Below are 23,770 nucleotides of genomic sequence, written 5' to 3' on the forward strand. Positions count from 1 at the left end.
ACGTTGCGATGCGGCCACGCCAACGACCGAGAGGCAGCCGGAGGATCCACGTGCCGTTCTTTCGCGATTCGCCGCGGCCGGTGACCCGTGTGCCGAGAAGCGTGGCCTCGGCCGGTCAGGGGCGGTCTCGGTTCACCGTCGGGTTGACGGTGACGCTCGTGCTCTCCCTGTTCGCGGGGCCCGGCACCCAGGTGCTGCTGGCGCCGTTGACCGACCGGGCTGCCGCGGACGTGGACCTGGACACCCTCAAGGAGGAGGCGGAGCAGGCCCGGGAGGAGCTGGAGGAGGCCACCGACGCCTACACCGAGCGCGAGGAGGCGCTGGAGGAGGCGCAGGAGGATCTCGTCAAGACGCTGCACGAGCTCCAGCAGACCGAGCTGCAGCTGTCCGAGATGCGGGTGCCGCTCGCCCAGCTCGCGAGCACGCTGTACAAGCAGCCCGATGTCGGCGTGATGGGGCTCATGACCTCCGACACGATTGACGAGGACCTGCGGGCCGAGTCGCACGTGGTCAAGCTCTCCGAGGACCAGGACGCGATGCTCGCGGAGGCCAATGAGCTGCGCGAGCAGCAGACCGAGCTCACCACCGCCGCGCAGGAGCTCCAGTCGCAGACGCAGCTGGAGCGGGTGGAGCTGGCCGGCGACCTGGAGGAGCTGCGCCAGAAGTCCGAGGAGAGCACCGAGCGGCTCACCAGCGAGCTGGAGGAGCGCGGGCTGTCCGTGGACGCCTACATGGCGGGAGTGGAGTGCGACCCCAACGCGGGCCAGGCCGCCTCCGGCTACCCCAACGGGCTGCTGCCGCAGAACGCGCTGTGCGAGCTCCACGAGAGCGGGCACTTCCTGCGCGCTGACGCCGCCGTGGACTTCCTTATGATGAACGAGGCGTTCACCGAGAACTTCGGCAAGCAGATCTGCCTCACCAGCTCCTACCGCGACCTGGCCAACCAGCAGCGGGTGTACGTGGAGCAGCCCCCCGGCAACGCGGCCGTCCCCGGCACGAGCAACCACGGTCTCGGGCTGGCGGTCGACATGTGCGGCGGCGTGCAGAACCAGGGATCACCGGAGTTCAACTGGTTGGAGGCCAACTCCCGAACATACGGGTGGTACCACCCGCAATGGGCGTACTCCAGCCCCTTCGAGCCTTGGCACTGGGAGTACGAGGCCGCCGGCGGGGGCTGAGCCGCCAGTCCGAGCCGCCAGCCGGCGCCCGCCGGCCGGGCGGCTGGCCCCGGCGCCGGACCGGTGCGGGTCCGGCCGGCGCGGACGGCCGCCCGGCCCGCCGGCGGTTAAGAGGAGACGCCCTGGCGCTCCGGCTCCACCTGCGAGGTGCAGTGCGGGCAGCGGGTGGCCAGCCGGTCGATGTCGCTGCGGCACTCGGGGCAGGTGCGGGTGGCGGCCTCTTCCTCCCGGCCGAACCGCTCCAAAAGCTTCGTCATGGGCAGCACGACGAAGAAGTAGAGGATGGCCGCGGTCAGCAGGAACGAGACCAGCGCGTCGACGAACTGCCCGTACAGGAACCGGCTGCCGTTGATCTCGAAGTACAGCCCCTTGAACTCCGGTATGCCACCGAAGACGCCGAGCAGCGGGGTGATGAAGCCTTCGGTGAACGCCGTGATCAGGTTGGAGAAGACGGCGCCGACGACGACGGCCACCGCCAGTTGCACCAGGTTGCCCTGGAACAGGAACTTCTTGAATCCACTCATGGGACCCCCATCGACGTGGTCAGGCGGGCACCGGAGGAGGTGGACGCACGGGGGTGCGGGTGCCCGCTGTGGAACGCGTGCCGTGCCGGAGCGCGGACCGGCGTGGCACCACGAGAGGTTACCGGTCAGCCGCGGATCGTGATGGAGAGCCGGTCGGCGACCGCCCGGCCGGCCAGGGATCTCGACTCCTCCTCCGTCACGGCCAGCAGGAGCAGCGCGCCGGACTCGCCCCCGCCCGGATCCGCACCCGGCACGGCGATCACCGGCCGGTCCCGGACCACCACCTCGGCGGGCGCCGCCGGGGCGGCGCCGAACTCCGCGGCGAGCGGGTCCTGGGCCGCGGCGAGGACGTCGACGCGGCTGCCCGGGCGCAGCAGCGCCACCGCGCCGGGGTCGGCGACGCGCACGGGCGCGGCCACCATGCCCGCTCCGTAGGCGGCGGCCGGCGGGTCGGCGATCCGGGCGGTGGTGAGCACCTCGCCGCGCCGCACGGGTGCCGTGAGCGCGTTCCCGGCGGGGTTCTCGGACGGGCCGAGCGCTCCGGCGGGCACGGTGTCCCGTGGGACGGCGCGCACCGCGGTGTCGCCGTCGCCGAGCGGCTCCAGCGCGGTGAGGTCGCGTGCCGCCACGAGCACCTCGGTGGTGGGGGGAGCGGGGGGCCGGAGCAGGAGCACCGCTCCGGCGACGGCGAGGGCGGCGCAGGCCGCGCCGATCGGCCGCCGCCGGCGGGCGAGGACCGCCAGCAGCCCGGGTGGGCGCGCCGGGCCGCGCCGTACCGCGTTCGGGTTCATGGACGCACGGTAGGCGAGGCCGGGCGGCCGCGGTCGGCGTTGTCCACAGGCCTGGGACCGGCGGACGCGCGGGCGGGACCCGCCGCGCACACGACCGCGCACCGACCGCGCACACGACCGGGGCCGGCCCGTGGTCGGGCCGGCCCCGGTCGAAGACGCGGCGCCCGGGAGCCCGGGCGTGATGGGATGAGTGCTCCGGCCGGCCGTCGGCCGCACCAGACGCGGTCCGCCGTCAGGCGACCTTGGTGGCGGCGGAGCTGCCCGAGGAGCCGCCGGAGGCGCTGCCGGAAGTACCGCTGGAGGCGGAGTCGGACGTGGACTCGCTCTTGGCCGCGCCGTTCGCGGACGACGAGCCGTTGCCGGACGAGCCGGTGATGCTGGAGCTGTTGGAGCTGGAACCGCTGTCGGTGCGGTAGAAGCCGGACCCCTTGAAGACGATGCCGACGGCGGAGTACACCTTGCGCAGTTTGCCCTGGCACTCCGGGCAGATGGTCAGTGCGTCGTCGCTGAAGCTCTGGACGACCTCCATCTGGGCCTCGCACTGGGTGCATGCGTACTGGTACGTAGGCACGGATCCTCCTTGCTGGCACTCTCGCCCATCGACTGCTAAATAGTACGCGGTCGGGCGGCGGGATCGCGACACAGGCACGTGGGGAGGTGGGCGCCGTTCCTGGTCATGCCGCCCGGTGAACGCAACGCCGGCGGGCTCCGGGATGTTCCGGTGGCGCTGCGCCGATGCGATGCCGCCGCCGTGCCGCTGCCATGCCGCCGCTGTGCCGCCGCGGAACCGGCACACTGGACCGGCGCCGGGGGCCGGCCCCCGGTTCTGACACGGCGGACGGCGCTCAGCCCGTGCGGCCGCGGAACATCCGCGCCCCGCCGCCCGGGGTGACCACGCCGCGCACCGGCTGGTCGTGCGGCTCCGCGGGCAGGTCGGGGACCGCCTCCGTGTCGTAGATCACCGCGATCGTCAGCGTGTGCGGGCCGACCCGCGCGAGCACCCGGTCGTAGCACCCCGCGCCGCGGCCCAGCCGCCGGCCCGAGCCGTCCACCGCGAGCGCGGGGCAGACCACCGCGGCGGCGCGCCGGACCGCGTCGGGGCCGTAGCGCGGCCCGGTCGGCTCCAGTAGCCCGCGACCGGCCGGAGCGAGGGAGTCCGGTCCCTCGTACGCGGCCCAGTCGAGGTCGCCGTCGGGCAGCAGCACCGGCAGCAGCACGTAGACCCCGTGCTTCCACAGCGCGAAGACCAGCCGCCGGGTGTCGGGCTCGGTGCCCACCGAGTAGTAGGCGGCCACCGTCCCGCCCATCGTGAGCTCCGGCAGGCCGAGCAGCGCGTCCCTGATCGCCGACCCGGCCTCCTCGCGCCGCTCCGCGGGCATCTCCTGGCGCGCGGCGAGGATCCGCCGCCGCATCTCGCGCTTCGACTCACGAGCGTCCATGGCAGCAGTCTCGCAGCCGGAGCGGGCGGCCCGCGGCCGGTACGCCCGCACGCGCCGCCGCAGGTCGGGGACGCGGAACCGACGGCGAGATGAGAACTCGTGGAACGGAATGTGAACCTCGGCGGCGGTATGCCGCGTGGACCGGCACCCCGTGGGCGAGACGCAGACCGGAACGCGCGCGCCGCGCGTTCGGGCGCGAAGCATTGGCCTAAAGTGCCGACATGGCAGATACGCATCGTGCCCCGGCCTCCGTCACCAAAGCCGTCGTCCCCGCAGCCGGTCTCGGAACCCGCTTCCTGCCCGCGACCAAGGCGACGCCGAAGGAGATGCTGCCCATCGTCGACAAGCCGGCGATCCAGTACGTCGTCGAGGAGGCCGTGTCCGCCGGACTCGCCGACGTCCTCATGATCACGGGCCGCAGCAAGCGCTCGATCGAGGACCACTTCGACCGCGCCTACGAGCTGGAGGAGGCGCTGCGGGCCAAGGAGGACACCGAGCGGCTGAACGCGGTGCGCGCCTCCAGCGAGCTCGCGCAGGTGCACTACGTCCGGCAGGGCGAGCCCCGCGGCCTGGGGCACGCCGTGCTGTGCGCGGCCGGGCACGTCGGGGACGAGCCGTTCGCGGTGCTGCTGGGCGACGACCTCATCGGCGAGCGCGACGCGCTGCTGCAGCGCATGATCGAGGTGCGCGAGACCTACGGCGGCAGCGTCGTGGCGCTCATGGAGGTGGAGCCGGAGCAGGTGTCGCTGTACGGCTGCGCGGCCATCGAGCCGACCGGCGAGGACGACGTCGTCACCGTCACCGACCTCGTCGAGAAGCCGCCGGCCGACCAGGCCCCCAGCCGCTGGGCGATCATCGGCCGCTACATCTGCGACCCGGCGGTGTTCGACGTCCTGCGGGAGACCCCGCCCGGGCGCGGCGGCGAGATCCAGCTGACCGACGCGCTGCGCGAGCTGGCGCACCGCGGACCGGACGAGGGCGGCCCGGTGCACGGCGTGCTCTTCCGCGGCCAGCGCTACGACACGGGCAACAAGGTCGACTACCTCCGCACCGTGGTGGAGTTCGCGTGCGACCGCCCGGACCTCGCGGCCGAGTTCCTGCCCTGGCTGCACGAGTTCGTCGCCAAGCGCGACGTCGCGCTCGACTAGGGCGTGCCGGGAGAGCTCGGCCCCATTCCCTGATGCCCGCGACCAGGACGGTGGCTCGAAACCACACGGCTGCGTGTCGGAGCGGGTGGCCGCCGCCCGGTCGCGTCCGAGCCGGTCCATCCCGCACTCCACCGTGTGGCCGTTGCCGTAGTCAGCCGCATCCACGACCGGCGGGCGCCCGCCCGGCCGGCTTTCGCGTTCGTGGTCGGCCACCTGGCCGGTTGACCCGCGCGTCCGGCGGGCCCGGGCGGGCGTGCGGCGGCCCCGCGCCATGGTCCCCGGATTCACCGCGTGGACGCCGCGGTGGGGCGCCGCCGCCGATGCCGCGCGGCGCGGAACGGGCGCCCGCCGCGCATGCCCTAGTGTCGTGCTGGCGGTGGCCGGCGCCACGGCCCGGCCCCGCGCCCGCCCGGCGCGCGGCGCCGGTGCGCGAGCGCGCCGGCACGGGACGCCGGAGGGACGCGTCCGGACACGGTGTCGGCCGGAGACCGGGCGCACGGGTGAGGGAGCGCGATGAAGAGCGTCGAACGGCACATCGCCGACGTGCTGGAGCTGGTCGAACCGCTGGATCCCATCGAACTCGACCTGCTCCGGGCGCACGGAGCGGTCCTCGCGGAGCCGGTGACCTCCGCCGTCTCGCTGCCCGCCTTCGACAACTCCGCCATGGACGGCTACGCGGTCGTGGCCGACGACGTGGCCGCCGCTGCGCCGGACCGGCCGGTGACGCTGCCCGTGGTGGCCGACATCCCGGCCGGCGACCCCGGCGCGCACGCGATCCGCCCCGGGATGTGCGCCCGCATCATGACCGGCGCCCCCATGCCGGCCGGAGCCACCGCGGTGGTGCCGGTCGAGTGGACCGACGCGGGCGTGGCGCGGGTGGCCGTCCACCGGCCGGCTCGTGCGGGCAACGCCGTGCGCCGGGCCGGAGAGGACGTCGAGGCCGGCACCCGCGTGCTGCGCGACGGCGTCCGGATCGGCGCCGCCGAGCTGGCGGTGCTCGCCGCCGTGGGGCGCCGGGCCGTCCGGGTGCGCCCCCGGCCCCGGGTGGTGGTGCTGTCCACCGGCGCGGAACTCGTGGAGCCGGGCGACCCCGTCGGCCCCGGTCAGATCTGGGAGTCCAACAGCTACATGCTCGCCGCGGCCGTGCTGGACGCCGGCTGCGTGGCCTACCGGCACGGGTTCGTGGCGGACGACCCCGCGGCCGTGCTCGGCACCCTGGAGGACCTGCTGGTGCGGGCGGACCTCGTCCTCACCACCGGCGGGGTCAGCATGGGCGCCTACGACGTCGTCAAGGAGGCGCTGGCCCGGCTCGGGACGGTGCGCTTCGAGAAGGTCGCCATGCAGCCGGGGATGCCGCAGGGGTTCGGCACCGTCGGCGAGCCGGGCACGCCGATCATCACGCTGCCCGGCAACCCGGTCAGCGCCTTCGTCTCCTTCCACCTGTTCGTGCTGCCCGTGCTCCGCCGGCTGCGCGGGATGCCGCCGGAGCCGCTGCCCTCCGTGCCGGCCCGCCTCCTCGTGCCGGTCTCCTCCCCGCCGGGCCGCCGCTCCTACCTGCGGGCGGTGCTGGACTACGACCGCGGCGACGGCGGCCCCGGGTACGCGGTGCGCCCGGCCGTGCGGCAGGGCTCGCACCAGCTGTCGGCCCTCGCCGAGACCAACGCGCTCGTCGTGGTCCCCGAGGAGGTCACCGACGTTCCGGCGGGCGGCGTGGTGGAGGTCCTCCAGCTCCCCACCGGAGCGGCATAGCCGGCCGCGGTGGCCATCCGCGGTGGCCATCCGCGGCCTCCGCGGCCGGGTCCCCGGCGGAGGCGGTCGCGGCGCGGGCCGCTGGTCCCTACCGCCGGCCCGCGGTGGTCGCATAACGTCGGAACGGCCAACGTCCCCGTCTGGAAAGCGCTCCATGTCCGACAGTCATCCGTCCGGCTTCACCCATCTCGACTCCACCGGTGCCGCCCGCATGGTGGACGTCTCCGCCAAGGAGGTGACCGCGCGCACCGCCACCGCCACCGGGCGGGTGCTGCTGGCCGCGGACGCGGTCGCCGCCCTGCGGGCCGGCGAGGTGCCGAAGGGCGACGCGCTCGCCGTGGCGCGGCTGGCCGGCATCCAGGGCGCCAAGCGCACGCCCGACCTCGTGCCGCTGTGCCACCCGATCGCGGTGCACGGCGTGGACGTCGCCGTCGAGGTGGTCGACGAGGGCGTCGCCATCACCGCGACGGTGCGCACCGCCGACCGGACCGGTGTCGAGATGGAGGCGCTCACCTGTGTCATGACGGCGGCCCTCGGGCTGGTCGACATGGTCAAGGCGATCGACCCGGCGGCGGTGGTCACCGACGTCCGGGTCGAGGAGAAGACCGGCGGCAGGACCGGCCACTGGGCCCGGCCGCGGTGAGCGGGGGAGCGGGGAACCCGCCGTCGCGGCCCGCCGCGCGCAGCGCCGTCGTCGTCACCGTGTCCAACCGCGCGTCGGCCGGTGTGTACGCCGACACCTCCGGGCCGCTGCTGGCGGAACTGCTCACCGAGGCGGGCTGCGTGGTCGACGGCCCCTGGGTGGTCCCGGACGGGGAGCCGGTCGGGGACGCGCTGCGGCGGGCTCTGGAGCACGGCTACGACGTCGCCGTCACCACCGGAGGCACCGGCCTGAACCCGGGTGACGCGACTCCGGAGGCCACCCGGCCGCTGCTGTCCTACGAGGTCCCGGGGATCGCCGAGGCCCTGCGCGCGGCCGGACGGGAGAAGGGCGTGCCCACCGCGATGCTCTCCCGCGGGCTGGCGGGGGTCGCGGAGCGCCCGGGGCACCGGATGCTGGTGGTCAACCTGCCGGGCTCGCGCGGCGGGGTCCGGGACGGGATGGCGGTGCTCGGGCCGGTGCTCGGCCACGCGCTCGACCAGCTGCGCGGCGGCGACCACCCGCGCCCGGCGGCCGGGCCGGGGGGCGCGCCGGCGGGCTGACCGGCCGCGACGCGGTGCTCCCGGCCGGGTTCCCCGGTATCGGGCTCGGGAATCCCGGGAGACCCGGCATTTCGGCGGATACGGTCCCGCGAATTCCTGGTGGTTGATTTGTCCGAATTAGGGGTGCGATAGACGTTCGTCCCCCCGTACCTTTCGCGTGGAGTGGGATACTGGGCGGCGACGGCCCGCGCGGCCGGCTGATCGCCGGTCTTCGTGTCGAACCACATCCCGTGACGGTGGCTGGCATCGGTGGCGGAGGGAAGGGCAGTGAACCGGATTCGAGGCTGGCCGATATCCCTCGAGGAGGGGCCGGTCGGCCTGCGGCCGCTGCGGCTGCGGGACGCCGCGGCACTGCGCGAGACGCGGGTGCGCAACGCCGACTGGCTGCGCCCGTGGGAGCCGACGCACCCGGAGATGCCGCTGCGGACCGCGAACATCACGCCCTACGCGGCCATGGTGCAGGCCATCCGGCGGGAGGCCCGGCAGGGCGTCGCCCTCCCCTGGGCGGTGACCTACGACGGACGCTTCGTCGGCCAGCTCACCGTCGGCGCCATCGTGTGGGGTTCGGCACGGTCGGCCCAGGTGGGTTACTGGATCGACAGCGCGTACGCGGGACGGAGTATCACCCCCACGGCGGTGGCGCTCGCCGTGGACCACTGCTTCTTCACCGTGGGGCTGCACCGGATCGAGGCCAACATCAGGCCCGAAAACCGGGCCAGCCGCCGGGTGGTGGAGAAGCTCGGATTCCGCGAGGAGGGGATCCGTCGACGGCAGCTGCACATCGACGGCGCGTGGCGGGACCACGTCTGCTACGCGCTTACCGTGGAGGACGTGCCGCGCGGCGTGCTCGCGCGGTGGCGGGAAGCCCGGTCCCGCAGGGCCTCCGGCGGTCCCGCCGGGGACGACCCCGCTCCGGGGGAGCAGGCGCCGGGAGCGGCGAGCCCCTGGTCCGAGCGTCCGTGACGCCGCGCCGCGGAAGCCGCGGCGGTCGCGCCGGCCCCGGTCCGAGGTGGGCAAAGGGCTACCGGCGCACCACCGTTCGCGGGATAATCGCCGAGACCCGCGTGGCGCGCGGACCTTGGGTGGAAGCGTATTACTACTCTCCGTTTTCCGGGTTTCACGGTATGTATTTACCGTTTTGACCTGCGTTTCTGGTAACGGAGACCCCATCTGAGGAAGAGGAAAGACTGCGATCTCACGACACTCCGGCCCGAATACTGCGCATTCTCGGACACCGGGTCGTACGGTGCGGAACGTAGACGCATCAACGATGCAGGCAACACGTACATATGGCGCATGGGAGCAGAGGCATGACGAGCGGCGCGGCGGGTGTGCAGAACGCCCCACCGGAGAATCCGGCCGAACCGCCCCACAACCGCCTTCACCCCTGAGCCGGGTACCTGCCGCCGCGTCGCCGGCGCGTCTGCGGATGTCCTGTGGTCGGCGGTGCGAGGAGGGGCGATGAGCAGCTCTCCTCTGTATTTGGCCATCGTGGTGGTCTGGGCGATCGTGCTGGTGCCGATGCTGCTGCGTCGCGACGCCGCCGATCCGCTCCCCGGACCGCTGCGCCGCGCCGGACGACGCGGAGCCGCCGAGGCGGACGACGCCGACGGCGCTGAGAACTTTCCTGATGTGGACGACGTGGACGACGAGGACGAGACCGGCAGCCCCGACGCGGAGAAGACGCAGGTGCTCTCCTACGGCGCCGACTACGTGACCGACGCCGTGGCCCGCTCGGCCGGCATCGCCGCCGACCGCGCCGCCGACGGGACCGGCCCCGCCGAGGACGCGGCGGACCGCGATGCCGGGCGCGCCGGCGACCCGGCGGGCGAGGAGGCCGAGGCGGCCCTCCGCAGCGAGCCGTTCGAGGACGAGGGGCCCGAGGACGACGAGGACGAGGCGTCCGCCGACTCCGCCCCGTACCCGCCGGCACCGCGCGCCCGCTTCATCGCGCGGCGGCGGCGCCGCACGGTGGGCCTGACCACCCTGCTGGCCGCCACGAGTGCGGCGGTCGCTCTCGGCTACGGTCCGTGGTGGGTCCTGGTGCCGCCCGCTCTGCTGCTGTTCGGCCACCTGCTGCTGCTGCGCGAGGCCGCCAAGGCCGACGCCGAACGCCTGGCCGCCGACCTGGAGCGCCGCCGCCGCCACGAGGAGGCCCGCGCCCGGCGCGCGGCGGCGCAGGCCGCCCGCGAGGCCGAGATCATCGAGCTGGCGGCCAAACGCGACCAGGTGTACGACCAGTACGCCGACGCCCACCTGCGTGCGGCCGGCGACTGACGGCCGGCCGCTGGGCGCGCTCCTCGCCCGTTTCGACTACTGGCGAGGAGCTGCTAGTCTTTAGACGTCCTTGAGGGGCTGTAGCGCAGTCCGGTAGCGCACCTCGTTCGCATCGAGGGGGTCAGGGGTTCAAATCCCCTCAGCTCCACCAGGGTAGAAAGGCCATTTCCGGTAACCGGAAATGGCCTTCTTCTTTTCCCGGCCAGCGTCCGACTCGGAGCCCGGCTGCCGATTCGTCGGTCACGGCGCGCGATAACGCACCTACGGAGCAGAGTCTTCGCGTAACGGCGCCGTATTCACCCGGTGCCCGGGCTTCGGTGGTGGCCGTCCGCACGTCCTGGAGGCCGGGATCCGGTGCTGTGGGCGCGTCTTCCGGGTGTCGTCGCAGGTCACGTGGGTGAATGTCGTGTTCCGGGAGGAACATGCCATATTCCGTTAATGAGATTTTTGGTAAGTTAAAGCCGATATTCCAATATGGTGACAATCGCCATGATTGACCGGAACCAGCCCTTGTGTGCGCTGTGACTGATAAGTCATCGTATGACGCGGGGATGGGCTCGCGTATGAGCGAAAGGAGCAGTGTGCTCAAGAAGATCTGTGCCGTGACGGCCATCTCGGCCGCTGCGCTGCTGGGATCCGCGCTCCCGGCCTCCGCAGAGGACTCCGGCTCACTCACCACCTTCTCCCCCACCTGGCAGTGGTGGCTTGCCGAGGAGGTCACCCAGGTGTCGACCGAACTCTGGGACTGGGTCCTGACCCTGGCCGAGGAGAAGGCCGGCGACGTCGTCGACTAGTCGCCCCGCCCGATCCTCGACCGCCGTTCCGGCGCCCGGCCGCCCCCAGTGACCGGGCGCCCCCGACCACGGCGTGCGGGCCGGCCGTCGAGCAGCCGCGCCGCACCGCACGCCGTCCTGGTCGACGGGAGCACCGCCGTGACGCCGCCGTCCCCACCCCGCGCGGTGCCGCTTCGAGCGGTCCGTGAACCGGGCGCGCCGGGCGGTCAGCCCGGCCGCGGGGCCGGGAGCGGGAGCCGGCCGGTGTCCAGCGCGTCGACCAGGGCCGCCGCTCCGCCGCGGGCCGCCGCGGTCAGCCCCAACCGGGACGCCTCCACGCGGCAGCCGCCGCGCTCCGGGGCGATCACGTGCGCGTCGAGCTGCGCCGCGCACGGCGGCAGCAGCCACGGGGCCAGCGGGACGAAGTAGCCGCCCAGGAGGACCGCCTGCGGGTTGAGCAGGTTGACCAGGGTGGCGACACCGCGGCCCAGCCACTCCCCGGCCTCGGCCAGAGCGCGCCGCACCCCGGGATCGCCGTCCTCGGCCCGCCGCACGGTGGCGGCGACCGCCGCCGCCACCCGTTCGCCGGTGATCGGCCCCGCGGGGACGAGGTCGGGAACCGCCCGGCGGACGATCGCGTGGATCCCGGCCAGGGCCTCCAGGCAGCCGCGGCGTCCGCAGCCGCAGAGCGGATCGCGTGCGAGCGGGATGTGCCCGATCTCGCCGCCGTAGCCCGTGGAGCCGCGCAGTGGGCGGCCCTCCACCAGCACGCCCGCGCCGATTCCCACCTCGCCGGTGAGGTAGACGAGGTCCAGCGTGTGCGCGAGGTGGCCGCTCCGGTACTCGGCGACCGCGCCGAGGTTGGCGTCGTTGTCCACGAGGAGCGGCATCCCGGTCAGGCCGGCCGCGCCCAGCAGCTCCCGCAGCCGGTCCCGTAGCGGGAAGCCGCGCCACCGCAGGTTGGGCGCGTCGGTGACCACCCCGGCGGGGGAGTCGATCAGGCCGGGGACCGCCACGCTGACGCCGAGCAGCGTGCGGTCGGCGAGCAGCGGGTCGGCGGCCGTGGCCCCGGCCAGCGCGGCCAGGCGCTCGGCGGCGGCCTGCGGTCCGGCGGCGCCGGCGTCGAAGGGGACGTGCCGGGCGAGCAGCTCCCGCTCCGCCAGGTCCACGGCGACCACGGTGAGGTAGTCGACGTTCACCTCCAGCCCGACCGCGGCGATCCGCCGCTCGTCGAGTGCCAGCATGACCCCGGGCCGGCCCACCCGGCGCGCGGGGGCCGCGCCGATCTCACGTACCAGGCCGTGCGCGATGAGGTCCGCCACCAGGCTGGAGACGGTCGCCTTGGTCAGCCGGGTGGCGGCGGCGACCTCCGCCCGGGAGCAGGGGGCGCGCTCGCGGACGGTGCGCAGCACCAGACCGAGGTTGCTCTCGCGCACGGTCTGGAAATCGGCCGGGCCGCCGGCCGGAGCTCCCCGAAGCACGCTGTCGTCCCGTCCCGTCGTCACTCGCCCCGCCGCCGCGTGCCGCACCGGAGGCGGCGGCCCCACGGGACCGCAGGTCGCGGCGCCGCGACCCGTGCGGTGCTCCCAGGGTATTGACGCCACTTAGTTCAGTAACCAAACTAATTGCGTGATCCGGGCCACGCAACGGCCCGGCGGCCCGCCCTTCCCTGGAGGACCGATGCCGCTCGTCGCAGGGGTGGACTCCTCCACCCAGGGCACCAAGATCGTGGTGCGCGACGCCTGTACCGGCGCACTGGTGCGCCAGGCCGAGGCGCCGCACCCCGAGGGCACGGAGATCGACCCGGAGGCCTGGTGGCGGGCGTTGCGCCAAGCGGCGGGCGACGGGCTGCTCGGCGGAGTGGCGGCCATCGGGGTCGCCGCGCAGCAGCACGGCATGGTCGCCCTCGACGCCGACGGCCGGGTCGTCCGGCCGGCCCTGCTGTGGAACGACACCAGGTCGGCCGGGGCGGCCGCGGACCTGGTCGCCGAACTCGGCGGCCCCGAACGCTGGGCGGCGGCCGTCGGCAGTGTGCCGATCGCGAGCCTGACCGTCAGCAAGCTGCGCTGGCTGGCCGAGCACGAGCCCGGCAACGCCGCCCGGGTGGCGCGCGTGCTGCTGCCGCACGACTGGCTGACCGCCCGCCTGACCCGTGCCGCGGAGCCGGCGACCGACCGGGGCGACGCCTCGGGGACGGGGTACTTCTCGCCGGCCACCGGACGCTACCGGCGCGACCTGCTGCACATGGCGCTGGGCCGCGACGCCGAACCGCCCCGGGTGGCGGCCCCCGCGGAGGCGCTGGGCCCGGTGCGCGCCGACGGGCTGCCCGGGATCGGCGTCGTGGCGGCGGGGACCGGCGACAACATGGCCGCGGCCCTCGGCGTGGACGCCCGCCCCGGCGACGTCGTGGTGAGCATCGGCACCTCGGGCACCGCCTTCGCCGTGGCCGAGCGCCCCACCGCCGACCCCTCCGGGCTGGTCACCGGCTTCGCCGACGCCACCGGGCGCTTCCTGCCGCTGGTGTGCACCCTCAACGCCGCGCGGGTCCTCACGGCCGGCGCCCACGCGCTCGGCGTCAGCCAGGAGGCCTTCGACGACCTCGCGCTGTCGGCGCCGCCCGGTGCCGGCGGCCTCACCCTGCTGCCCTACCTCGACGGCGAGCGCACCCCGAACCTGCCCGGCGCCACCGGGCGGCTGTCCGGGCTCACCCGTGCCAACCTGAGTCCCGGGCACGTGGCCCGGGCCTTCGTCGAGGGCATGCTGTGCGGCCTGGCCGACGCCGTGGACGCGCTCGCCGACCAGGACGTACCGGTACGCCGGATCCTGCTCATCGGCGGCGGCGCCCGATCGGTCGCGGTGCGCGCGCTCGCCCCGCAGGTCTTCGGCCGCCCGGTGCTCGTGCCGCCGGCCGGCGAGTACGTCGCCGACGGGGCGGCCCGCCAGGCGGCCTGGGCGCTGTCCGGCGCCGCGGAGCCGCCGGAGTGGCCGGCCGCGGTCGCGCCGCGCGTCCACGAGGCCGACCCCGCGCCCGTCATCCGCGACCAGTACGCGGCCGCGCGCGCCGACGCCCGGCCGCAGGTGTGAGGCGGACCGGTATCCGACCGGGCCGAACCGCTCGGCCCGACCGCGAGAGCAGGAGGGAAGGCACCCGTTGAGCAACTACCAGCCCGCGCCGGAGGACAAGTTCAGTTTCGGCCTGTGGACGGTCGGATGGCGGGGCGTCAACACGTTCGGCGAACCCGTGCGCCCGCCGCTCGACGGCGCGGAGGCCGTCTACCGGCTCGCCGAACTGGGCGCCTACGGCATCACCTTCCACGACGACGACCTCATCCCGCCGGGCAGCGGCGCGGCGGCCCGCGACGCCGTCGTCGGCCGGTTCCGCCGCGCCCTGGAGGACACCGGCCTGACGGTCCCCATGGTGACCACCAACCTGTTCGCGCACCCGGTGTTCCGGGACGGCGGCTTCACCTCCAACAGCCGGGACGTCCGGCGCTACGCGATCCGCAAGGTGCTCCGCAACATCGACCTCGCGGCGGAGCTGGGCGCCCGCACCTACGTCTGCTGGGGCGGCCAGGACGGCGCCGAGAGCGAGGCGGCCAAGGACCACCGCACCGCGCTGGACCGGCTGCGCGAGGCGTTCGACATCCTCTGCGGCTACGTGCGGGAGCGCGGCTACGACCTCCGCTTCGCCATCGAACCGAAGCCGAACGAGCCGCGCGGCGACATCCTGCTGCCCACGGTGGGGCACGCCCTCGCCTTCATCGGCGAGTTGGCGCACCCCGAGATGGTCGGCCTCAACCCCGAGGTCGGGCACGAGCAGATGGCGGGGCTGAACTTCGCGCACGGGGTGGCGCAGGCGCTGTGGCACGGCAAGCTGTTCCACATCGACCTCAACGGCCAGCGCGGTGTGAAGTACGACCAGGACCTGCGGTTCGGCGCCGGGGACGTGAAGGAGGCGTTCTTCCTGGTCGACCTGCTGGAGCGCGCCGGCTACGACGGCCCGCGGCACTTCGACTTCAAGCCGCCGCGCACCGAGGACATGGACGGCGTGTGGACATCGGCCGCCGCCTGCATGCGCAACTACCTGGTCCTCCGGGAGAAGGCCGCGGCCTTCCGGGCCGACCCCGAGGTGGCCGAGGCGCTGGCGGCGGCCCGGGTCGCCGAGCTGGCCGAGCCGACCCTGGGCCCCAAGGAGACCCTGGCCGACCTGATGGCCGAGGAGATCGACCTCGACGAGGTCGGACGGCGCGGCTACCACTTCGAGCGCCTGGACCAGCTCGCCCTCGACCACCTGTTCGGCGTGCGCTGACGGCCGCGGGCCGGCTCCGGCGGCTCCGGTGCGCCCGCTCCGGCGCGGTCCCGGCGGGCGCCGCCGGGGCCGCGTCCGAAAAAAAGCGGCATACCCGCTGAAACCAGTGAACGTTCGTTTCTTTGTCATCCCTCTGTGCGCGCCTGATTACGTTACGTGCATATCTGCCCGCAGAATGGTGCATCGTCTGTGACATGTGACAGTCGGGAGGGACCACCCCGTGTCCGAGTTCACCCCGGATTCCGTGCCGGGCGGCGTCGGCCGCCGCACGTTCCTCAGCCTCACCGGCGTCAGCGCCACCGCCTTCCTCCTCGGTCTGGGCGCCGCCCCCACCCCGGTGCACGCCGCCGAGGCGCTGCCCGCCGACCCGTTCACCCTGGGCGTCGCCTCCGGCGACCCCCTGCCCGACGGCGTGGTGCTGTGGACCCGCCTCGCCATGAGACCACTCGCCGCCGACGGCCGTGGCGGGATGCCGAACCGGGACATCCGGGTGCGCTACGAGATCGCCGAGGACGAGCGGTTCGCCCGGGTGGTGCGGCGCGGCACGGCTGTGGCCACCCCGGAACTCGGACACTCCGTCCATCCCGAGGTCGGCGGCCTCAAGCCTGGCCGCGACTACTACTACCGGTTCCGCGTCGGCGGGTTCACGAGCCCGGCGGGCCGCACCCGGACCGCCCCGGCGCGCGGCGCCGCCGTCGAGCGCCTCCGGTTCGCCACCGCCTCCTGCCAGGCGTGGTACCACGGCTACTACACCGCCTACCGGCACATGGCCGCCGACAACCTCGACGTCATCTTCTTCCTCGGCGACTACATCTACGAGTACGGCATCGTCGCCGGCGACAACCTGGAGCGCCAGGCCGACCTCGGCCCCGAGCACGGCGTGAAGGTCACCACGCTGGAGCAGTTCCGGCTCCGCTACTCGCTGACCAAGACCGACCCCGACCTCCAGGCGGCGCACGCCTCCGCGCCGTGGGTGGTCACCTGGGACGACCACGAGGTCGAGAACAACTACGCGGCCGCCGTGTCGCAGTACGGGGTGCCCGAACGCGAGTTCCTGGCGCGCCGCGCCGCCGCCTACCAGGTGTTCTACGAGAACCTGCCGCTGCGCTCCGTCCAGACGCCGGACGGGCCCTCCGTGCGGATGTACCGGACCCTGCCCTACGGGTCGCTCGCCGACGTGCACGTCCTCGACACCCGCCAGTACCGCGACACCTATCCGGCCGGCCGGGTGGTCGACAACTCCCCCGAGCGGCTCGATCCGGCCCGCACCATCCTCGGCCGCAAGCAGGAGCGGTGGCTGACCGGCGCCTTCCGCGACTCCACGGCGCGCTGGAACCTGCTGGCCAACCAGGTGGTGATGGCCCAGATCGACCGCGACCTCGGATCCGGCCGGCTGTACAGCAACGACCAGTGGGACGGCTTCCCGGCCTGCCGGGAGCGGGTGCTCACGGCGTTGCGCCGGGCCAGGATCCGCAACTTCGTGGTGCTGACCGGCGACATCCACCGCAACGTGGCCGCCGAGATCAAGGCCGACTTCGACGACCCCGACTCCAGGACGCTCGGCGTGGAGCTCGTGTGCAGCTCCATCAGCTCCGACCGCGACGGGGCGCGCAGCGACTCCTTAGCCCAGATCTGGCTGCAGAACCCGCACGTGCGGCTGTACAACGCTCAGCGCGGATACCTGCGCTGCGAGGCGACCCGGGAGAGCCTGACCGCCGACTTCCGCATCGTTCCCTACGTGACCCGGCCGGGAGCCGGGGTCGAGACGCTGGCCCGCTACACCATCCCGGCCGGCGAGATGGGCCTGCCGGGCACCGCCCCGCAGCAGCGCCCCTGACCGGCGGTATGGGCCCGGCGCCGCGGGACCGCCGGATGTGAGGCCGGTCTCCCGGCACCGCCGCGTGTCGGCGCTTGACAGCGGGCGGTGCCGGGCTGGCGCGGCCGCCAGAAGTTCCTTCGGCCGCGTGGACGGCGGTTCGCGCCGCCCGTGACCGGTCATGCTCCTGTGCGAGACGACAGCACCGAGGCGGGCGAGGCCCGCCGCAGCCTTCCCGCCGGGGCGCGCCCCGGCGCCGACGTCCGAGGGCGCTCCCGGCGTCAGGCAGGCGGCGGACGTCCGGCACGCGCGGGAAGCGGGTGATGAGGCGTGGACCGCGGACGTCCCGACGACCCGGGGACGCCGGAGTCGTGGCCGCCACCGGACCCTGGCGCCTGGCGGGCCGAGGCCGCCGGGACCGCCGAGGCCGCCGGGACCGCGGAGGACGCCCGGCCGACCGAGGTGTGGCCCCGGCACACCGCCGACCACTGGCCGGCGCTCCCCGACCCCTACGACGCCGAGCGGCCGCCGCCCCGGGAGCCCGCGCGGCCGCCGCTGCGGCGGCTCACCCCCGCCCGGCTGAAACCCATCGTGCGGGAACGCCGGCCCGGGTTCTGGGGCCTGGCCACCGGCACGGTGCTGTTCGTCATGGCGGCGGCCGGCTCGGCCGAGTACGTCTCCCTGGGGGTGCGGTTCGCCGAACACGCCGTGTTCTGGGCACTGGTCGCGGTCGCCGCGCTGGTGAGCCTGCACCGCGAGCACGCGTACGGCTGGCCGCCCAAGCCGCGCTGGCCCTGGCCGTTCGCGGCCGTGGTCGGCACGCTCGCCGCCGAGCTCCTGGCGCTCACGGCGGGATCGGCGCTGGTGATCGCCGGATCCCTGGTCGTGCTCGCGGTGCTGCTCGTCCTCGTGCTGCTGTTCGGATGAGGCTTGCCGCGCGGGAGCCCCGCGACCGGGCACGGCTCTCGGCGGCGACGTGCTCAGGTGGCTTCGTCGTCGAACGGGGGACGGCGCCCGTTGAGCTGGGCGGTGGCCCGGCGGGCCGGCGCCTCCTCCTCGTCCTCGCTCTCCCAGAAGTGCTTCTGCACGAAGCGCTTGGGGTTAAGGTCCTGGACATCGAAGTCCCGGAACTCCGGCCCCAGCCCCTCCTGGATGTCGTTCTTGGCGCTGTCGGCCATCCGGCGCAGCTGCCGGAGCATGCGCCCGGCCTGCTGCGCGGCCTTGGGGAGCTGCTCCGGCCCGAAGATCAGGAGCGCGAGCAGCCCGAGGGTGATGAACTCCCACCCTCCGATGTTGAACATGCGCACTCCTCCAGCGGACTGCCGTTCCTGTCTGCGCCGATAGCAGACTAGCCGGTATCGGGATGACGGGACACAGCGGCTCAGGGGGGACCGCCAGCCGGTCCGGCGGGCCCGGCGCCGGGCCCGCCGCGGCCGGCCTCAGCGGGGGCGCGGCGTCTCCTCGGCGGCGGTGGAGCCCCGGCCGGCACGGCGCCGGTGTCGCCCGGCCCCAGGGCGAGCCGGCCCAGCAGCGCCACGACGATCCCCAGCGCCCAGCCGCCCAGCGACTCACTCGCCCAGTGGTAGTCGAGGGCGGTCATCATCACACCGACGGCGAGGACCGGGACCGCCGCGCCGGCCAGTGCCCACCGCAGTGCGCGCGGATCCGGCCACCGGCCGTTGCGGCCGAACAGCAGCCAGGCCAGCAGCGGGTAGGTGAGTGCGGCGTTGGCGGTGTGCCCCGAAGGGAAGGACACGAAGCCGTCGTAGGGCGGCCCGCCCGGCGAGAGCACGGCAGCCAGCCACGCGGCCACGTTGCCGAGCCCGGGGTCGACGACGTCCACCCCGATGACCGGAGGGGTGCGGCCGACCGCCACCTTCAGCAGCGTCCCCAGCACCGCCAGCGAGACCAGGCCGGTGACCGCGGCCGCCGGCGGGCGCCAGTCGCGGCGGCGCCAGCCGACCCACGCGCCGACACCCAGCAGCACCGGTGCGGTCAGCCAGCGCTGGCCGAGCCGGGCGACGGCCACCGCCAGCGCCAGCGGTGCCCCCTCGGGCTGGCGGGCGTCCACCGCCCGGTGCACCGGCCAGTCCGCGGCGGTGAGCGGCCCGCCGGCCACCACCTGCCAGGTGACGGCGGTGAGCGCGGCCGCGGCGACCACCAGCCACAGGACATATGGCCGCCACCAGGCGGCTGCGGACGCAGCGTTGCGAGACGTCACGGCCCGGGTCCCCTCGGTCGACCGAACCGTTCCAGCTTAGGTCCCCGCCGCTGGGGCCGGCCGGCCGCGATGCGGCACCGGGTGCGCCCGCGCGGGCACGGACTGCGGCGGGATACCGCCGCCATCGCGGCGAACCGGGGACGTTAGGGTGGCGAGGTTCGGGATCGGGGCGACAGGGCGGCCGGTGTGCGGAGGGGAACAGTGGGAGAAGGCTCGCTGCGGGAGCAGGTGCGGGCAGTCGTCGAGGCGCGGTGGTTCCAGAACACCATCGTCGCCGTGATCGTGCTCAACGGGGTCTCGCTCGGCCTGGAGACCTACGAGGACCAGTTCGGCAGGTACGGACACTACTTCACGCTCGCCGACCGCGCGTTCGTGGCGGTCTTCGTCATCGAGCTGCTGCTGAAGGTCTTCGTCTACCGCGCGGCGTTCTTCCGCGACCCGTGGAACTGGTTCGACCTCTTCGTGGTGGGTGTCGCGGTGGTGCCCGCCACCGACGGCTTCTCCGTGCTGCGCCTGCTGCGGATCCTCCGGCTGCTGCGGCTCATCAGCGTGATCCCGCAGATGCGGGAGATCGTCTCGGCGCTGTTCCGGTCGGTCCCGGGGCTCGGCACCGTCATCGGGCTGCTCTTCGTGATCATGTACACCTCGGCGGTGCTCGGCGAGAGCCTGTTCGAGGACATCTCGCCGGACTACTTCGGCGACCTCGGCACCACCCTGTACACGCTGTTCATGCTGCTCACCACCGAGAACTGGCCGGACATCTCCGACTCGGTGATCGACGAGGCGCCCTACGCCTGGGTGTTCTTCGTGGGCTTCATCGTGGTCAGCGCCTTCATCGTGCTCAACCTGATCATCGGGGTCATCGTCACCTCCATGGAGCAGGAGGTCAGCGCGGAGCGGTGGGAGGAGGACCAGGAGCTCGAACTGCGCCAGCACGAGGCGGTCATGATCCGGCTGAACGCGCTGACCGACGAGGTGGCGCGGCTCACCGAGCAGGTGCGGCTGCTGGCGGCCGGAGGCCAGGAGCCGGCCGCGCGGGGCGCCGAGCCCGGCGGCGCCGCCCCCGGGCGCCCGGGGCCCGCGGCGGAGCGCTGAGCCGGTAGCGGCGCGCGGCCGCGGCGGGACGGCGGCGCCGGGGGAAAACAAACAGCCCTTCGCCCGGGAGACGAGCGAAGGGCCGAGAAACGAAACAGGCGACGTTAGAGCGCACGCACGTTCGACGCCTGGGGGCCCTTCGGGCCCTGCGTGATCTCGAACTCGACCGACTGGTCCTCTTCCAGGTTCCGGAAGCCGGATCCCGCGATCGCCGAGTAGTGAACGAACACGTCCGGGCCGCCGCCTTCAACGGCGATGAACCCGAAACCCTTCTCAGAGTTGAACCACTTCACGGTGCCCTGAGCCATCTGCTCTCCCTTTGGGGACTACAACGAGACCGCACCCTGCTGGTCTCGGGCTGCTGAGCGCCCATCCCCGGGAGTTACCGCCCAATGAACAAGCGCCCACGTGAAGTTCCGCGAGGCGCCTGGGGCATCCATGGAAACTACAACCGCAACCGCCCACCAAACTACCAGCCGGATCCCGCGATTGCCGAGACTTTCAGCCGAGGAAAATCGTGGAGGAAATGCTGAAATTTCACCTCAATCCGCCACGGCCTCCGACCGCTGGACGTGCGCTAACGCGGCGTCGCGTTCCCGAAGATCCAGGTGTCGAACCACATCCGGTCCGCCCACTGCTCGTAGGGGATGACCTCGGCGCTCAGCACGGGGTACAGGTAGCCGAAGTTCGCGACCACCAGCAGCATGACCACGCCGTACAGGACGCCGCCGATCACCCGGCGGCGCGGCGAGTAGCGCGGATCGGCCGCCCCCGGCCCCATGGCCAGCCCCAGCGACAGCACGAGCGCCAGCACCAGGAACGGCAGCATCGGCAGCGCGTAGAACACGAACATGGTGCGCTCGGGGTAGGCGAACCACGGCAGCCACCCGGCGGCGATCCCGAGCAGCACGGCGCCGGCCCGCCAGTCGCGGTAGGTCACCCACCAGCCCAGCATCACCAGGCTGGCCGCGATCGACAGCCACCACACGGCCGGCGACCCGATGCCGAGGATCGCGCTGGAGCATTCGGCCGCCCCGCACCCGGTCTGGTCGCCGTCGTAGTAGAAGGCCACCGGTATGCGCATGATGACCCAGTCCCACGGGCGCGACGCGTAGTCGTGCTGGGCCGACAGGTCCGAGTGGAACGCGAGCATCTCCGCGTGGTAGTGCGCGAGACTGCGCAGCGGGTTCACCACGGCGAGCACCGGACCGGGCAGCTCGGCCCACACGCCGGTGGTGTGCTCGGCCGCCCACTGCCGGCCCCACCCGATCGGGCTGAGCAGCCAGCCGGTCCACGTGGCCAGGTAGGTCGCGGCGCCCACGACGACGATCTGGACGAACGCCGGAACCGCGTCGAGGAGGAACCAGCGCCCGGCCACCCGGCGCTGGCCCGCGCTGCGCCGCGCGCCGTAGTCCCAGGCCACCGTGAGCAGGCCGAACGCCGCGACGTAGAACAGCGCCGACCATTTCGTCCCGCACGCCAGCCCCAGGCAGACACCGGCGGCAAGCCGCCACCACCGCACGCCCAGCCAGCCGGCGGACGCCCGGCCGGAGTCGGCGAGGTCGGCCAGCCGGGCCCGGGCGCGGTCCCGGTCCACCACCAGGCAGCCGAACCCGGCGAGGACCCAGAAGGTCAGGAAGAGGTCCACCATGGCGATGCGGCTCATGGTGAAGTGCAGGCCGTCCAGCGCCAGGACCAGTCCGGCCGAGCAGCCGAGCAGCACCGACCGCGTCATCCGCGTCGCGATCCGTGCCAGGAGCAGCACGGACAGGGCGCCGAAGAACGCGGCGGCGACCCGCCACCCCGTCGGCGACATCGACGCCCCGAACGGCAGCAGGCTCCAGAGGTAGTCGCCGCCGGCGATCATCCACTTGGCCACCGGCGGGTGCACGACGAAGTCGCCGGCCCCGGTCCAGATCGTGTGCACGCCCTGGGCGAGCAGGTCATCGGCGTTGTCGACGGTCTCGTGCTCCACACCGAACGTGCGCAGCGCGAACGCGTCCTTGGCGTAGTACGTCTCGTCGAAGTAGATCTGCGCCGGCTCGCCCAGCCGGATGAACCGCAGGGCGCCGGCGAACACCGCCACGAGCAGCGCGCCCAGCCAGCCGATCCAGGCGGGACGGGGCATCGGAGGCACCAGCCGCGCGCGCATGGTCGGGGTGGCGCCTGACTCCGGCGTGAGACCGGGGGGAGGGGCTGTGGTGGTCATCGCGGCCATACTAGATCGAGGAGTGTCGGCGGCGCCGGGGGCGCGGGGAACGTCCCCGGGGGTCGCGGGGGACCGTCCGCGGCGATTCGGAGCCCGGCACCGTGGCACCCACCGTAACGCTCCAGAAAGGGTGCAACGTGACACACGCCGCGACGGGGGAGCCGGTGCCGGGGACGCTGGTCCTGGCCGGGCTGCCGATCGGGCAGGGGGACGATGCGCCGCCGCGGCTGCGCACGGCGCTCGAACACGCCGAGATCATCGCGGCGGAGGACACCCGGAGGCTCCGGCAGTTCGCCGCCCGGATCGGCGTCCGGCTCGGCGGCGCGTCGGGCGCCCGGATCGTCTCCTACTACGACGCCAACGAGCGGCGCCGCGCCGAGGAGCTCGTCACCGACCTGCGGGCCGGGCACGACGTGCTGGTCGTCACCGACGCCGGCATGCCGGGGGTCTCCGACCCCGGATACCGGCTGGTCACCGCCTGCGTCGACGCCGGGATCCCGGTCACCGCGATCCCGGGGCCCTCCGCGGTCACCACCGCGCTGGTGGTCTCGGGGCTGCCCACCGACCGCTTCTGCTTCGAGGGATTCCCCCCGCGCAAGGGGCTGGCCACCCGGTTGGCCGAGCTCGCCGACGAGCGCCGCACCATGGTGTTCTTCGAGTCGCCGCACCGGTTGGCCGCGACCCTGGCGGCGATGGCCGCCGCCTTCGGCGCCGACCGGCGGGCCGCGGTGTGCCGGGAGCTCACCAAGACCTACGAGGAGGTGCGCCGCGCCCCGCTCGGCGACCTCGCCGAATGGGCGCGCGGCGAGGTCCGCGGCGAGGTCACGGTGGTCGTGGCCGGCCGCACGGGCGCCGCCGGGGCCGCCGCGCGCGGGCCGGCTGACCTCGCCGCGGCCGTCGCGGAGCGCGAGGAGGCCGGGGTTCCCCGCAAGCAGGCCATCCAGGAGGTCGCGCGGCGGCTCGGGCTGCCCAAGCGCGAGGTGTACGACGCCGTGCACCGCTGACCGGAGCCGGCCACCGCGGCGGGGTGCCGGACGC

General features: G+C 73.9%; 23 protein-coding genes and 1 tRNA gene. 15 read left to right on the plus strand and 9 right to left on the minus strand.

The features are described from left to right. Window positions 1-50 precede the first annotated feature (50 nt). Window positions 51-1,178, plus strand: coding sequence for a M15 family metallopeptidase (locus DEF28_RS02200; protein WP_233515045.1), 1,128 nt, complete (start codon window positions 51-53; stop codon window positions 1,176-1,178). Between the two features lie 107 nt (window positions 1,179-1,285). Here DEF28_RS02200 and DEF28_RS02205 read toward each other — a convergent pair whose 3' ends face one another. The 4 genes from DEF28_RS02205 to DEF28_RS02220 all read right to left on the minus strand — a co-directional run bounded on the left by DEF28_RS02205 (window position 1,286) and on the right by DEF28_RS02220 (window position 3,932). Then, entirely contained in the window at window positions 1,286-1,702 is a 417-nt protein-coding gene (locus DEF28_RS02205) for an MscL family protein (protein ID WP_114397485.1), read from the minus strand. A 125-nt stretch (window positions 1,703-1,827) separates the two neighbouring features. Further along, window positions 1,828-2,493, minus strand: coding sequence for an SAF domain-containing protein (locus DEF28_RS02210; RefSeq protein WP_114397484.1), 666 nt, complete (start codon window positions 2,491-2,493; stop codon window positions 1,828-1,830). Between the two features lie 232 nt (window positions 2,494-2,725). Beyond that, window positions 2,726-3,064, minus strand: coding sequence for an FmdB family zinc ribbon protein (locus tag DEF28_RS02215; protein ID WP_114397483.1), 339 nt, complete (start codon window positions 3,062-3,064; stop codon window positions 2,726-2,728). 274 nt (window positions 3,065-3,338) lie between these two features. Continuing rightward, complete coding sequence (locus DEF28_RS02220; protein WP_374058091.1) at window positions 3,339-3,932, minus strand: 5-formyltetrahydrofolate cyclo-ligase; 594 nt, start codon at window positions 3,930-3,932, stop codon at window positions 3,339-3,341. 221 nt (window positions 3,933-4,153) lie between these two features. Here DEF28_RS02220 and galU point away from each other — a divergent pair, with 221 nt between their 5' ends. From galU to DEF28_RS02260, 8 genes are all read left to right on the plus strand, one after another. Then, window positions 4,154-5,080: a UTP--glucose-1-phosphate uridylyltransferase GalU gene (gene galU / locus DEF28_RS02225; protein WP_114397481.1), complete on the plus strand. Its 927-nt coding sequence runs from the start codon at window positions 4,154-4,156 to the stop codon at window positions 5,078-5,080. Window positions 5,081-5,593: 513 nt separating this feature from the next. After that, window positions 5,594-6,829, plus strand: coding sequence for a molybdotransferase-like divisome protein Glp (gene glp / locus DEF28_RS02230; protein ID WP_114397480.1), 1,236 nt, complete (start codon window positions 5,594-5,596; stop codon window positions 6,827-6,829). A gap of 154 nt (window positions 6,830-6,983) precedes the next feature. Beyond that, the gene (gene moaC / locus DEF28_RS02235; protein ID WP_114397479.1) at window positions 6,984-7,472 is read left to right on the plus strand and encodes a cyclic pyranopterin monophosphate synthase MoaC; all 489 of its coding nucleotides are present in this window, start codon (window positions 6,984-6,986) and stop codon (window positions 7,470-7,472) included. Then, window positions 7,469-8,032: a MogA/MoaB family molybdenum cofactor biosynthesis protein gene (locus tag DEF28_RS02240; protein WP_114397478.1), complete on the plus strand. Its 564-nt coding sequence runs from the start codon at window positions 7,469-7,471 to the stop codon at window positions 8,030-8,032. Before moaC ends, DEF28_RS02240 begins: the two co-directional genes overlap by 4 nt. Window positions 8,033-8,299: 267 nt before the next feature. Then, the gene (locus DEF28_RS02245; RefSeq protein WP_114397477.1) at window positions 8,300-8,995 is read left to right on the plus strand and encodes a GNAT family N-acetyltransferase; all 696 of its coding nucleotides are present in this window, start codon (window positions 8,300-8,302) and stop codon (window positions 8,993-8,995) included. Between the two features lie 498 nt (window positions 8,996-9,493). Next, window positions 9,494-10,309, plus strand: coding sequence for a divisome protein SepX/GlpR (gene sepX, locus DEF28_RS02250; protein WP_114397476.1), 816 nt, complete (start codon window positions 9,494-9,496; stop codon window positions 10,307-10,309). Between the two features lie 74 nt (window positions 10,310-10,383). Next, window positions 10,384-10,460, plus strand: a tRNA-Ala gene (locus tag DEF28_RS02255). A gap of 430 nt (window positions 10,461-10,890) precedes the next feature. After that, a complete protein-coding gene (locus DEF28_RS02260) occupies window positions 10,891-11,103 on the plus strand; it encodes a hypothetical protein (protein WP_114397475.1) in 213 nt (70 codons plus the stop codon). Window positions 11,104-11,309: 206 nt separating this feature from the next. Here the strand turns inward: DEF28_RS02260 and DEF28_RS02265 are convergent, their stop codons facing one another. Next, window positions 11,310-12,518, minus strand: coding sequence for an ROK family transcriptional regulator (locus DEF28_RS02265; protein ID WP_233515047.1), 1,209 nt, complete (start codon window positions 12,516-12,518; stop codon window positions 11,310-11,312). Between the two features lie 244 nt (window positions 12,519-12,762). Here DEF28_RS02265 and xylB point away from each other — a divergent pair, with 244 nt between their 5' ends. The 4 genes from xylB (at window position 12,763) to DEF28_RS02290 (ending at window position 18,134) form a co-directional block, all read left to right on the plus strand. Beyond that, a complete protein-coding gene (xylB, locus tag DEF28_RS02270; protein WP_114397473.1) occupies window positions 12,763-14,166 on the plus strand; it encodes a xylulokinase in 1,404 nt (467 codons plus the stop codon). 67 nt (window positions 14,167-14,233) lie between these two features. Beyond that, window positions 14,234-15,391: a xylose isomerase gene (xylA, locus tag DEF28_RS02275; protein ID WP_114397472.1), complete on the plus strand. Its 1,158-nt coding sequence runs from the start codon at window positions 14,234-14,236 to the stop codon at window positions 15,389-15,391. 220 nt (window positions 15,392-15,611) lie between these two features. Continuing rightward, entirely contained in the window at window positions 15,612-17,228 is a 1,617-nt protein-coding gene (locus tag DEF28_RS02280) for an alkaline phosphatase D family protein (RefSeq protein ID WP_114397471.1), read from the plus strand. A 309-nt stretch (window positions 17,229-17,537) separates the two neighbouring features. Continuing rightward, window positions 17,538-18,134, plus strand: coding sequence for a hypothetical protein (locus DEF28_RS02290; RefSeq protein WP_158562744.1), 597 nt, complete (start codon window positions 17,538-17,540; stop codon window positions 18,132-18,134). Window positions 18,135-18,187: 53 nt separating this feature from the next. Here the strand turns inward: DEF28_RS02290 and DEF28_RS02295 are convergent, their stop codons facing one another. Then, entirely contained in the window at window positions 18,188-18,508 is a 321-nt protein-coding gene (locus DEF28_RS02295) for a sec-independent translocase (RefSeq protein WP_114397469.1), read from the minus strand. 80 nt (window positions 18,509-18,588) lie between these two features. After that, window positions 18,589-19,428 (minus strand): phosphatase PAP2 family protein, encoded by an 840-nt coding sequence (locus DEF28_RS02300; RefSeq protein WP_114397468.1) that lies wholly within the window; start codon window positions 19,426-19,428, stop codon window positions 18,589-18,591. 201 nt (window positions 19,429-19,629) lie between these two features. On the opposite strand from DEF28_RS02300, the gene DEF28_RS02305 reads away from it, so the two are divergent. Then, entirely contained in the window at window positions 19,630-20,523 is an 894-nt protein-coding gene (locus DEF28_RS02305) for an ion transporter (RefSeq protein WP_233515048.1), read from the plus strand. Between the two features lie 104 nt (window positions 20,524-20,627). Here DEF28_RS02305 and DEF28_RS02310 read toward each other — a convergent pair whose 3' ends face one another. Together DEF28_RS02310 and DEF28_RS02315 are read right to left on the minus strand one after the other, a co-directional pair. After that, complete coding sequence (locus DEF28_RS02310) at window positions 20,628-20,831, minus strand: cold-shock protein (protein WP_106582483.1); 204 nt, start codon at window positions 20,829-20,831, stop codon at window positions 20,628-20,630. A 269-nt stretch (window positions 20,832-21,100) separates the two neighbouring features. Continuing rightward, window positions 21,101-22,732: a dolichyl-phosphate-mannose--protein mannosyltransferase gene (locus DEF28_RS02315; RefSeq protein WP_114397493.1), complete on the minus strand. Its 1,632-nt coding sequence runs from the start codon at window positions 22,730-22,732 to the stop codon at window positions 21,101-21,103. A 137-nt stretch (window positions 22,733-22,869) separates the two neighbouring features. Between DEF28_RS02315 and rsmI the strand changes: the two genes are divergently transcribed. Beyond that, window positions 22,870-23,736, plus strand: a complete 867-nt coding sequence (rsmI, locus tag DEF28_RS02320; protein ID WP_233515049.1) for a 16S rRNA (cytidine(1402)-2'-O)-methyltransferase — start codon at window positions 22,870-22,872, stop codon at window positions 23,734-23,736. Window positions 23,737-23,770 lie beyond the last annotated feature (34 nt).

Origin of the sequence: Marinitenerispora sediminis (genome assembly GCF_003336425.1) — a bacterium.
GTDB lineage: Bacteria > Actinomycetota > Actinomycetes > Streptosporangiales > Streptosporangiaceae > Marinitenerispora > Marinitenerispora sediminis.